This window comes from Sphingorhabdus sp. (genome assembly GCF_046292425.1).
Taxonomy (GTDB): Bacteria; Pseudomonadota; Alphaproteobacteria; order Sphingomonadales; family Sphingomonadaceae; genus Sphingorhabdus_B.
In genome coordinates this window covers 1-11,884 of sequence record NZ_JBKBQV010000002.1, presented here as the reverse complement: position 1 = coordinate 11,884, position 11,884 = coordinate 1, and the positions used below count along the sequence as shown (strand labels likewise).

The following is an 11,884-nucleotide window of genomic DNA, read 5'->3' as shown; positions in this document are numbered from 1 at the left end:
AATTATCCTAATGCCTGGGCGAGTGCCGCAAATATGCTGATGCCAAAGATGATGTTGAAAGGAAAGGTTACACCAAGTGACATGCTGAGATAAATGCCGGGATCGGCCTGAGGAAGAGCAAGACGCATAGCTGCCGGAACTGCAATATATGACGCACTCGCGGCCAAGATGCCCAAGGCAGCGGCGGATGCTACATCCAGCCCAATAACCGTGCCAACAACAGTGCCGATTGAGCCGTTCATCATCGGAAGCAATATGGCGAGCAAAACCAAGCGCAATGTCATCTTGCGTGATTGCATGAGGCGACGTGCAGCAATGAGGCCCATATCAAGTAGGAACAGGCACAGCACGCCGCGGAAACCTGTGTCAAAAAGCGGTTTTACCGCCGCAAACCCATCGGCCCCTGCGATCGCTCCAATGATGAAGCTGCCAACCAACAACATCACCGACGCATTTGTAAGCACTTCGTGCCACGGCGTGGCATTGGTTTCGCCAGTAGTCGCGTCGCCACGACGTGCGAGCATGAGGCCAGTGATGATAGCGGGAGTCTCCATGAGCGCCAAAACAGCGACCATATAGCCAGCCGGGCTTAAGCCTTCGCCCGTCAACAATTCTATCGCGGTTACAAAGGTAACAACACTGACCGAGCCATAATGCGCGGCGACCGCACCGGCATCGACCTTTGATAACTTGCCAACGCCACGCAACAGCGCAAAGGCCAGCAAGGGCAAAAGAAAGCTGAGTGCTAAGCCAGCGAGGGCAGCGACGATAACTTCAGGCGTAATGCCGCTTTTGGATACTTCAACGCCGCCTTTCAAACCGATGGCTGCCATCAGATAGATGGACATAGCCTTGGCGAATGCTTCCGGGATAGTGAGGTCGGATTTCAGGGTTGCGGCAATAAAACCAAGAACAAAGAACAGGATCACCGGCGAAGTGAGTGTATCGGCTATCATCATGCCCCCTTTGCGGATTTTGCAACCCATAGCAGGCAAGTTGCAGTTGGCAAGGTGACGATCAACGGCTATTCGGGCAGGATGAACGCCCCCATTAATATATCTGAGCGCCCAAAGAGAGAACGCAAACCTGATTGGGTCAGGGTTAAGGCGCCGACGGGAGCCGGGTTTAACGAAACCCGCAAACTCATGCGTGACCTCAATTTAAACACGGTTTGCGAGGAGGCCGCGTGCCCTAATATCGGGGAATGCTGGACGAAAAAACACGCGACAGTGATGATCCTTGGCGATGTGTGCACGAGGGCCTGCGCCTTTTGCAACGTAAAGACAGGCATGCCACGCGCGGTTGATCCGCTTGAGCCGGAACATGTCGCGATCGCCGCAGCGAAGATGAGGCTCGAACATATTGTAATCACGTCCGTTGACCGCGATGACCTGCCCGACGGCGGCGCAAGCCAGTTTGTGAAGGTGATCGAGGCGCTGCGGCGCAACACCCCCAACACCACGATTGAAATCCTGACTCCCGATTTCCGGAATAAGGCGCAAGCGGCCATTGAGACGATCGTTAGTGCGCGACCGGATGTCTATAACCATAATTTGGAGACGGTGCCGCGTTTGTATCCAACCATTCGGCCCGGCGCCCGCTATTATGCTTCGCTCCGTTTGCTGGAAACCGTGAAGCGGCATGATCCTTCCATTTTTACCAAGTCGGGCGTGATGCTGGGGTTGGGTGAAGAGCGCATGGAAGTGCATCAGGTTATGGACGATATGCGCAGTGCCGACATCGACTTTCTGACAATGGGCCAATATCTCCAGCCAACGCCAAAGCATACCAAGGTCATGGATTTCGTAACCCCGAGCGCATTTGACGCTTATGCAGCCATCGCTCGGGCAAAGGGCTTTTTGCTGGTCGCGTCGAGCCCTCTTACTCGATCAAGCTATCATGCCGGTGATGATTTTGTAAAAATGCGAGACGCGCGTGCGGCGCAACTCGGTAAGGCGCGCTAGGACTGATTTAATCGATGCCGCACCACCATGAACGTCGCAACCTGCCGCACAGTGCGGAACAGATGTATGATCTGGTAGCGGACGTAAGCCGCTATCCTGAGTTCCTGCCATGGGTGAGCGCTATTCGTATTCGTAAGGATGCCGACGACGAAATGCTGGCGGACATGATCGTCGGATTCAAGTCGCTGCGGGAAACTTTCAGTAGCCGTGTGGTCAAATCCCCCAAAACATCGATTATTGTGGATTATCTCGACGGGCCAATGAAGCATTTACATAATGCGTGGAAGTTCGAAGATATTGAAGGCGGCGGCTCTGTCGTGGACTTCACAGTCGATTTTTCATTCCGGAACCGCGTGTTTGAGGCACTGGCGGGGCAGTTTTTTGACTCCGCGCTTCGGAAGATGACGACTGCTTTTATTGAACGGGCCGACGCGCTCTACGGTGCCGAAGGGAGCAACAGCTCCAGCGCGTGAAGTGTTGCAAAAGCACGGATATCAGCGCGACTTTTGTCTGATCCATAGGACTTTCGGTCGCCGACCACGTCCTCGGGATTTTGACCTTTTAACGCGACTGCAAAAACAACAGTGCCGATGGGTTTGTTGGCCGATCCGCCATCGGGGCCGGCGACGCCGCTAATGGCCACGGCAACGTCAGCGCCGCTTTTTTTAAGTGCGCCTTGCGCCATGGCCCACGCCACGGCGACTGACACGGCGCCGAAAGTATCGATAATATCTTCATTCACGCCAAGCATCTTCATTTTGGCGTCGTTGCTGTAAGTTACATAACCATATCCCAGAACTGCGCTGCTACCGGGTACTTCGGTAAGAGCAGCCGCGACAAGTCCACCTGTGCAGCTTTCTGCAATGGCGACCATGCGTCCGGCCGCCTTGTTTTCGGCAACAACGCGCGCGGCAAGCTCGGCAATTTCGGACGGTAAGACAGAATCCATGATCATATTTTCTCAAAAGTGGCGGTGGCTTGGGCGGCGATACCTTCGCCTCGACCCGTGAAGCCAAGCATTTCGGTGGTGGTTGCCTTTACCGAAATACGATCCACATCAACAGCCATAATTTCCGCAAGGCGCGCACGCATTTGTCCCCTAAAAGGACCGATTTTGGGCTGCTCGCAGATAATTGTGACATCGGCATTTGCAAGATCAAAGCCGTCTTCCCGGGCCAGCCTCATTGCATAGTTGAGAAAACGGTCCGAAGACGCACCCCGCCATTGCGGGTCGCTCGGGGGAAAATGATCACCAATGTCACCTTTGGCAATTGCGCCCAAAATCGCATCGGTCAGCGCATGCATGGCGACATCGGCATCGCTGTGGCCGGCGAGCCCTTTATCGTGCGGTATTTGCACCCCGCAAAGCCACAATTCCGTGTCTGGAACGAGACGATGAACATCGAAACCGTTTCCGCTTCTGACTGACGGCATGTCGTTTCCTGCAAAATCGCTTGTGAAGGTAAATTTGTTCAGCGCTTCCGCGCCAGTTACTATGCGCACTTCGCCGCCCTGCGCCATTAGCATCCGTGCATCATCGGTAGGTTCTTCACCGGTCCAGGACTGGTGCGCTGAATATATTGCCTGAAAGGAAAAAGCCTGCGGTGTTTGTATCCGCCACAGATGATTACGTTCGACAGTCTCAGACAGAACCTCACCGCCTCGAGAAAGGCTGTCGACGACGGGCAGGGCAGGGACGGCACCGGGTGCTAGCGTCAGGGCATTCAATAGATCATCAATAACTTGGGCAGGGAGGAAGGGCCGCGCGGCGTCGTGGATAAGGACCTGATCAACCGGGCCTTTCGCGGCAATCGCTTTCAGCCCCAAATATACGCTCTCGCACCGGGTTGCACCGCCTTGGACAAATATAGGACTTTCGAGACCAGCAAGTGCCGCCGCTGCTTCGGCTTCTTGGCCAGCACCAATAGCAACATAGACTCGATCGACAGCGTTATGCTTGGTTAAAGCCGCATAGCTATGCCACAACATCGGTTTGCCGCGTACAAGTCGAAATTGCTTTGGCTGTTTGCCGCCAGCGCGGCTACCTGAGCCTGCGGCGACAATTAGCGCAACGGTGTGTGGACGAGATGCCATTTGCGCGCTCTAGCGACAGCAGGCTTGCCCGCCAAGCTGAAAGCGGGTAACGGCCTGCCTAAATTTTAGGCAGTTATAGACGATGCAACTTAAACCCATTCAAATCGGCAACATCAAAATCGATTGCCCGGTCATTCTCGCGCCGATGACAGGCGTTACCGATATGCCGTTTCGCAGAATCGTGCGCCAGTTTGGCTCTGGTCTGAATGTCACGGAGATGATTGCCAGCCAGGCGATGATTCGTGAGACACGCCAGAGCATCCAGAAATGCGAGTGGGACGCGATCGAAGAGCCAGTTTCGATGCAGCTGGCCGGGTGCACGCCTTACGAAATGGGTGAGGCGGCAAAGCTTAATGAAGATCGCGGCGCTGCAATCATCGACATCAACATGGGTTGTCCAGTTAAGAAAGTCGTGAACGGAGACGCTGGATCCGCGCTAATGCGTGATTTGCCCTTAGCCGCTAGCCTGATCGAGGCGACGGTGAATGCTGTGTCGGTCCCGGTGACGGTCAAGATGCGCATGGGGTGGGACCATAGCAGCCTGAATGCTCCAGAACTTGCCCGCATTGCTCAAGACCTCGGGGCTAAAATGATTACTGTCCACGGCCGTACACGGAACCAGATGTACAAAGGCTCGGCTGATTGGGCCTTTGTACGCAAAGTTAAGGACGCGGTGTCCCTGCCCGTGATCGTCAACGGCGACATATGCACAATTGATGACGCGCAGCAGGCGCTGTCGCAGAGTGGCGCGGATGGCATTATGGTGGGACGGGGCGCTTATGGGAGGCCGTGGCTATTGGGGCAGATGATGCACTGGTTCCGCACGGGACAGACTATTGACGACCCCAGCATTGACACACAATTCAATGTGATCATCAACCATTACCGCGCGATGCTTGACCATTATGGAAACGACGTTGGGGTGCGGATCGCGCGCAAACATGTCGGATGGTATACCAAGGGCCTCAATGGTTCAGCTGAATTCCGGAATTTCGTGAACAGGATCGACGACCCCCACATCGTTATAGACGAACTGACGCGCTTTTATGAGCCGTTCCTTACGAAATCCGCCGCATAAATGACGGAGCCGCTGCATCGTCCAGACTATGGCCAGATGCTGGCGAGCATTGCGGTTCCCGTGGTATTGATTTCGCCTAACCATTGCATCGAATATGCAAATGACGCCAGCGAAGCGTTTTTTGGCCGAAGCAAACGCAGGCTTGAGGGGCAGCGGATTGACGAAACGCTGATTTTCGAAAGTGAACGAATGAACGCTGCGTTGTTGTCATCCGACAATGACATATCTGCCCAGGACATGGAGCTTAAAACGCCTCATGGTTTGATTACAGTCGATATCAGCCTGTCGTCGGTGTCCAAGGACCCGGACTGGAGAATCGCGATCATATCGCCCCGCAACGGTGGCCGTGAACATATCGGCGAGCAGCGCGATAGCGGGCAGCAGCAAGCGATGGGTGCGCCAGCGATATTGGGGCATGAAATCAAGAATCCCTTGGCGGGTATCAAGGGCGCGGCGCAATTACTTGCCCGCCAAGTTGATGACAAAAATGTCGCCTTAACCGACTTGATTGTCAACGAAGTCGACCGGATTGCCAGGCTACTTGACCAGATGCAAAAGCTAGGTCGGTCGGAACCCACCGAACTGGCGCCTGCCAATATCCACTTGCTTATCGAACGCGCCATCCGGTCACTTCGTGCAGCCAACCGAGCCATGCCAGAGATATCTATAAATTATGATCCATCTTTGCCAGATGTTCTCATTGATGCTGACGGGATGGTTCAGGTGCTGATAAACCTGCTCCAGAATGCGACGGACGCGTTGCAGGGGCGATTGGACGGTGTTATTGGAATTTCAACACGATACGTCATGAGCGGGGCATTGCGCGACGCGGACGTCGACCGACGGTCCCTGAAGTTACCAGTTGAAATTGCCATATCCGACAATGGGCCCGGCGTACCTGACCATATTGCGGATGAGCTGTTTTCGCCATTTGTTTCCACGAAACGCGACGGGCAGGGGCTGGGTCTCGCCATAGTGCGCAAGTTAGTCCTGCAAATGAATAGCCGCGTGCTTTTTGAACGCGATGCGGTGCAGGGACAAACCATATTCCGGCTTTTGCTGCCGGTCGCATCAGGGAAAACGGGCATATGAAGCCGGCACGGGTATTAATAGTTGAGGACGACGCGTCTATTGGTCTGGTCGTGAGCGCTGCGCTTGAAGCGGAAAATATCGAAACTATGTTGTGCGATTCCGTAGCCGCACGTGACACAGCATTGGACAATGGGCATTTTGACCTGATGCTGACCGATGTGATGTTAAAGGATAGCGATGGCCTTGCGACATTGAAGGAGGCAATGGAAAAAACGCCCGAAATGCCCGTGATCATCATGTCTGCGCAAAACACTCTGGAAACCGCCGTGCGAGCCAGCGAGATTAACGCGTTTGAATATTTTCCCAAGCCGTTTGACCTGAACGATCTTGTGTTGGCTGTAAAGCAGGGCATTGAAAAGCGGCGGTCCACTGCAGATGACCCATTTGAATCGCTGACTGAAGCTAACCTTCCAATGATCGGTCGAAGCGCTGCAATGCAGGATGTTTACCGCATGGTAGCGCGCCTCCTGCGCAACGACCTGTCTGTCTTGATTTCCGGTGAAAGTGGCACGGGAAAGGAATTGGTCGCCGAAGCCATTCACAATCTTGGACATCGCAAGACCGGACCCTTTGTCGCCGTCAACATGGCTGCAATTCCAAGCGAACTGATTGAGGCCGAGCTTTTTGGCCACGAGAAAGGTGCATTTACAGGCGCTGTCGGCCAGTCAATTGGCCGTTTCGAGCAGGCCCAAGGCGGCACGTTATTTCTGGACGAAATTGGTGATATGCCGATGCATGCACAAACACGGCTGTTAAGGGCGCTGCAAAGCGGTGTCATCAGCCGCATTGGTGGAAAAGCAAGTATTCGCTTGGACGTGCGCATTGTCGCCGCGACCAATCAGAACCTGGCCGATCTAATCGAAAAAGGGGGATTTCGGGAAGATCTTTTTTATCGCCTGAATGTTGTGCCGATTGAAATGCCGCCCTTGCGTGACCGCACAGAAGACATAGGTTTGCTGGCACAGCATTTCCTTATCATGGCGGCGAAAGACGGTCTACCCGTTCGAAAAATCGACGATAATGCGATAAGCCATCTGATGGCGATGCCTTGGCGAGGCAACATTCGAGAACTGAAGAACTTAATCTATCGGCTCGCGTTACTGTGCCGCGAAGACGTTATTACTGATGCCACCATCATGCAGTTTATTGAGCCTGCGCCCGAAGTCGACGCGCCAATTCAGGGTGCCAGTTTCGAAGCTGCGGTAGCTCAGTTTTTACGCGATCAAAGACAACGTGGGGCTTTGCGCGAGAAATTATATCCTCGCGCACTGGCTCAGTTTGAGATTCCCTTGCTTCAACATGTTATGCGCCAAGTAAAAGGCAATCAGTTAAAGGCAGCCGCTTTGTTGGGCATCAACCGCAATACCCTGCGTAAAAAACTCACGGATTACGGGATCGGGCCGTCAGGCGGACGCTAAACCGAGCGCATAACGCGATATTCGGCTCTTTCGTCATGAGTTTGTGCTTTTCAGGCAACGCAATGACTGCCACAGTGTCTTTATGGCAACAATCGGATTAACGAAGCACATGACCGCACGTTCCGCTGTTCGTCACCTGTTCGACCGTGTTGCCGATTTACTCGGCAACAGCCAGTCGATAAAATTTTTCGAAATTGCCAGTGCTGTGATGTTAATCGTCGTGGCTGTTGTCACTGCCTTGCTCTTGATCGGTCAAGGACCCCGGTCAGAACCATTGGCACCCGCGGCATCGGCAACGATGCTGGTGAGCAATCTATTGCCTGCTACTTTGTTGCTTGTACTTTTTGGACGCCGCGTCGCGCTTAAGCGGGCAGAGAATAGCAACATTGGAAGTAAACAGCTTCTTCACGTGCGTTTGGTTGCGATTTTCTCGGCTATCACGGCAGTTCCCACGGTTCTCCTCGTGATATTCGCCTCCTTATTATTCCAGAGCGGCGTTCAATTCTGGTTTTCAGGCTCCGCGCGCGGAATGCTCGAAAATGCAGGCGAACTGGCCAAGGGATATTATGAAGTTAACGCCAAGGATGTCGGCGACGAAACCCAGACCATGGCCGGCGATTTTCGGAATGCATTGAGCCAGACAAATGCCGATGATCCGGCGTTTTTAAGCTATTATCTCGAGCAGGTATTCCGTCGTCGGCTAAGTGAATCAGCCATTGTTTCTGTGGGTATTGACGGGATCCAACGAACGGAGGCCGTTGCCACCGAAAATGATGATCGGAAACAGGATTGGATTGCCGCCGACATCTTGAAGAAATTAAACGCCGGTGAGGGGATGGTTATTGCCAACCGTGCTGACCGAATTGAGGCAGTAACGGTTCTGTTCGATCAACCGCGCAGTTATTTGTACGCTAGTCGGGCTTTATCGGTGCCATCATTTGCGCTTGGCGAAAAAGCGCAATCGGTCCTTCGGGACTATGATAAGATGGTTGCGCGGTCGCGTGCGCTGCAAATTCAATTCAATCTTGCGCTCTATTTCGTCTCTCTTATGATTATTGGTATCACCTTGTGGGTTGCCCTGCGCGTTGCGGACCGACTGGTGCGGCCTGTAAATAACCTAGTTGATGCGGCACAAAAGATAGCGGACGGCGATCTTTCAGCCCGCGTGAGCATAGATCAGTTTCGCGATGACGAGGTTGGATTTCTTTCCCAATCGTTTAATCGTATGACGGAGCGCCTGCAGGAACAGACGGGCGTGTTGCTTGCGACCAATCATCAACTTGGCGAGCGAAGGCTGTTCATCGAGGCTGTTCTGGAATCGGTATCCGCAGGTGTTGTTTCTGTTGATGGCAATGGCGTTGTCCAGTTGGCGAACTCTACCGCAGAAAAGCTGCTCAAGAACAATATGGACAGCATTGTCGGCCAGAAGTTTGAGCTCGTTGCTCCGGCGCTTGCTGCCTTAGCCAGCGAAAGCCCGCGTGGGGTGGTTCAATTGGGGGACGGTCCAGAGCCTCTTACCGTTGCTGTCACCGTATCTCCGCGTGAACAGGGGAGCGTTGTCACATTCGAGGATATTAGCCAGCAGCTTGCCGACCAACGCCGCGCGGCATGGTCCGACGTGGCCCGGCGAATTGCTCATGAGATCAAAAACCCACTGACTCCGATCCAGTTAGCCGCGGAACGCTTACAACGCCGGTTCGGCAAAAATATCCCACAGGACCAAGCGATATTTGAACAACTGACCAGCACAATAGTTCGTCAGGTGGGTGACTTGCGCAATATCGTTGACGAATTTTCGTCATTTGCACGGATGCCAAAACCGCTGTTCCGAGCCGAAAATGTTCACGACATCGTTGGCCATGCTGTTTTCATGTTTGAAGTCGCGCATCCCGACATAACTTTCACTTACAACCAGGGTGGGTCGATCCCGACACTTATCTCGGACCGCAGGCAATTAGGACAGGCAATCACAAATATCCTTAAAAATGCGGTTGAATCTATTGAAGAAAAAAGGAAAAATAGCAAATTTGATGGTGCTATATTCGTTGATTTACACATGCAGGGCGACGTGCTTACCATCCAGATTGCCGACAACGGGATTGGACTACCTGCCGATCGACAGCGGATTATGGAACCTTATATCACCAATCGCGCAACCGGGTCTGGCCTAGGCCTGGCGATTGTGAAAAAAATAATTGAAGAACATTTCGGCGAAATTTCACTGGCAGACAATGTTCCCGAGGGTGCAGTCGTGACCATGAAATTTAGTCCGGCACTCGTGGCATCCAAAGTCGGAAAAGCAAGACCTGCGCCGACTCCTTCCAATTCAGATGAGGTTATGGGCTGATTATGGCACTCGACATACTGATTGTAGATGACGAACAAGATATCCGGGACCTGGTTTCAGGCGTCCTTGACGATGAAGGATACGGTACGCGGACCGCATCGTCTGCGGAAGAGGCGCTAGCGGCGCTTGACGCACGTTTGCCGTCGCTTATCCTGTTAGATGTTTGGCTTCGTGGTTCCTCGATGGATGGCATTGAACTTCTGCGCGCTATTAAAAGTCGCGATCCCCAAATTCCGGTGATAGTGTTTTCTGGACACGGCAATATCGATACCGCCGTCGCCGCAATCGGCCACGGGGCAGCCGACTTTATCGAAAAGCCGTTTGAAGCCAGCAAATTGCTGCACCTGGTTTCAAAAGCGACTGAAACTGAGCGTTTACGCGCTGAAAATGCGGCGTTGAGAGCGCGCGTTGGTCACTCGGAGGAATTAACGGGATCGTCCGCGTCCATCAACGCAGTCCGCGCAACGCTAAAAAAAGTTGCTGGAACGGGCAGCCGGATGTTGATCACTGGTCCGGCTGGCGTTGGCAAAGAGGTGGCGGCGCGTTTGCTCCATAGCTGGAGCCCCCGGGCAGGCTCGGCGTTCGTATCCGTTAGCGCCGCACGTTTGTCACCGGAACGGTTTGACGAGGAACTGTTTGGTATTGAGCAAGATGGCCGACTGGTTCAGGCAGGAATGCTGGAAAAGGCTCATGGAGGCACGTTGTTCCTTGATGAAGTGGCCGATATGCCTCGAACGACGCAAGGCAAAATTCTTCGCGTGTTGACTGATCAAAGTTTCGTGCGGGTAGGGGGCGATCGACAAATTAGAGTGGATGTCCGGTTTGTTTCGGCCACTGCGCGGGACTTGGCGGTTGAAATATCTGAGGGTCGTTTCCGCGAGGACCTGTTTTACAGGCTGAATGTTGTTCCGGTTGAAATTCCGCCGCTGTCCGGACGACGTGAAGACATCCCCGACCTAGTCAATCATTATGCGGCTCGATTTGCATCGGAGCATCGCATTTCGCCGCCACATTTTTCTGATGACGCCATGGCCGCGCTTCAGGCTTGCGAATGGCCGGGCAATGTCCGTCAGTTGCGGAACATCATTGAACGAACGATTATTTTGGCGCCAGCTGACGGCGTTGCGACAATTGAAGCCGATATGCTGCCGTCTGAAATAATCAACAGCTACGAAGGTGCAGAGCATAATGTAACATCCTTGATGGGGGCACCACTGCGGGAGGCTCGTGAAGCGTTCGAGCGTGAGTATCTGCGGGTGCAAATCAAGCGTTTTTCGGGTAATATTTCTAAGACTGCGGCTTTTGTCGGAATGGAACGGTCCGCGCTCCACCGGAAGCTTAAGCTACTCGGCATCACCGTACGAAAGAATGCCTTGGATTTTAGCCAAGATGGCGAGATGTGAGCGCAATTGCGGAGATGACGTCATTGGTGTAAGAACGTTTTTGCTGGGTTGTCAGGCTGGTTGATGGGCGTTCAGTCGGGCCGAGCTTAACAATAAATATAATCGGATAAGCACAATGACTGAAAAAAATAACGGACTTCAAGATCTTTTCCTGAACTCCCTCAGGAAATCCAAGACACCAGTGACCATGTTTTTGGTAAAGGGTGTAAAGCTTCAAGGTGTTGTAACGTGGTTTGACAATTTCTCGGTGCTTCTGCGCCGGGACGGGATGTCGCAGCTTGTATATAAGCATTCCATTTCAACAATTATGCCGTCAGCGTCGCCAGATAGGTCGCTTTTTGACGACATGATGTCCCGTGCCGCGCACCGCCCGGGGATGTTGCAGGACGTATTCCTGCACGCGATGTGCGATAAGGGCGAGGCAGTAACGACCTTTCTTGTGAATGGCGTCATGCTGCAAGGGGCTATTGTCGCATATGATCTTTTTT

11 protein-coding genes are annotated in these 11,884 nt (G+C 53.3%); 8 read left to right on the top strand and 3 right to left on the bottom strand.

Annotated elements, in window-relative coordinates; all coding sequences use genetic code 11:
- Nucleotides 1-2: 2 nt before the first annotated feature.
- Complete coding sequence (locus ACK4S7_RS00705) at nucleotides 3-986, bottom strand: sodium-dependent bicarbonate transport family permease (protein ID WP_409643459.1); 984 nt, start codon at nucleotides 984-986, stop codon at nucleotides 3-5.
- A 51-nt stretch (nucleotides 987-1,037) separates the two neighbouring features.
- Here ACK4S7_RS00705 and lipA point away from each other — a divergent pair, with 51 nt between their 5' ends.
- Both lipA and ACK4S7_RS00695 read left to right on the top strand, forming a co-directional pair.
- Complete coding sequence (lipA, locus tag ACK4S7_RS00700; RefSeq protein WP_409643457.1) at nucleotides 1,038-1,964, top strand: lipoyl synthase; 927 nt, start codon at nucleotides 1,038-1,040, stop codon at nucleotides 1,962-1,964.
- 14 nt (nucleotides 1,965-1,978) lie between these two features.
- Nucleotides 1,979-2,437, top strand: a complete 459-nt coding sequence (locus ACK4S7_RS00695; RefSeq protein WP_409643454.1) for a type II toxin-antitoxin system RatA family toxin — start codon at nucleotides 1,979-1,981, stop codon at nucleotides 2,435-2,437.
- Here the strand turns inward: ACK4S7_RS00695 and ACK4S7_RS00690 are convergent.
- On the bottom strand, nucleotides 2,401-2,913 hold the full coding sequence (locus ACK4S7_RS00690) for a CinA family protein (RefSeq protein ID WP_409643451.1): 513 nt from the start codon (nucleotides 2,911-2,913) through the stop codon (nucleotides 2,401-2,403). The genes ACK4S7_RS00695 and ACK4S7_RS00690 overlap by 37 nt on opposite strands.
- A gap of 2 nt (nucleotides 2,914-2,915) precedes the next feature.
- Nucleotides 2,916-4,058, bottom strand: a complete 1,143-nt coding sequence (locus ACK4S7_RS00685) for a bifunctional 2-C-methyl-D-erythritol 4-phosphate cytidylyltransferase/2-C-methyl-D-erythritol 2,4-cyclodiphosphate synthase (RefSeq protein ID WP_409643449.1) — start codon at nucleotides 4,056-4,058, stop codon at nucleotides 2,916-2,918.
- 82 nt (nucleotides 4,059-4,140) lie between these two features.
- On the opposite strand from ACK4S7_RS00685, the gene dusB reads away from it, so the two are divergent.
- The 6 genes from dusB to hfq all read left to right on the top strand — a co-directional run.
- On the top strand, nucleotides 4,141-5,136 hold the full coding sequence (gene dusB, locus ACK4S7_RS00680; protein ID WP_409643446.1) for a tRNA dihydrouridine synthase DusB: 996 nt from the start codon (nucleotides 4,141-4,143) through the stop codon (nucleotides 5,134-5,136).
- Complete coding sequence (locus ACK4S7_RS00675) at nucleotides 5,137-6,228, top strand: two-component system sensor histidine kinase NtrB (RefSeq protein WP_409643444.1); 1,092 nt, start codon at nucleotides 5,137-5,139, stop codon at nucleotides 6,226-6,228.
- The gene (locus ACK4S7_RS00670) at nucleotides 6,225-7,646 is read left to right on the top strand and encodes a sigma 54-interacting transcriptional regulator (RefSeq protein WP_409643442.1); all 1,422 of its coding nucleotides are present in this window, start codon (nucleotides 6,225-6,227) and stop codon (nucleotides 7,644-7,646) included. Before ACK4S7_RS00675 ends, ACK4S7_RS00670 begins: the two co-directional genes overlap by 4 nt.
- Before the next feature lie 109 nt (nucleotides 7,647-7,755).
- On the top strand, nucleotides 7,756-9,993 hold the full coding sequence (locus ACK4S7_RS00665; protein WP_409643440.1) for an ATP-binding protein: 2,238 nt from the start codon (nucleotides 7,756-7,758) through the stop codon (nucleotides 9,991-9,993).
- Nucleotides 9,994-9,995: 2 nt separating this feature from the next.
- Nucleotides 9,996-11,396 (top strand): sigma-54-dependent transcriptional regulator, encoded by a 1,401-nt coding sequence (locus ACK4S7_RS00660; RefSeq protein ID WP_409643438.1) that lies wholly within the window; start codon nucleotides 9,996-9,998, stop codon nucleotides 11,394-11,396.
- A 115-nt stretch (nucleotides 11,397-11,511) separates the two neighbouring features.
- The coding region (gene hfq, locus ACK4S7_RS00655) for an RNA chaperone Hfq (RefSeq protein ID WP_409643436.1) at nucleotides 11,512-11,884 on the top strand (373 nt) is incomplete at its 3' end.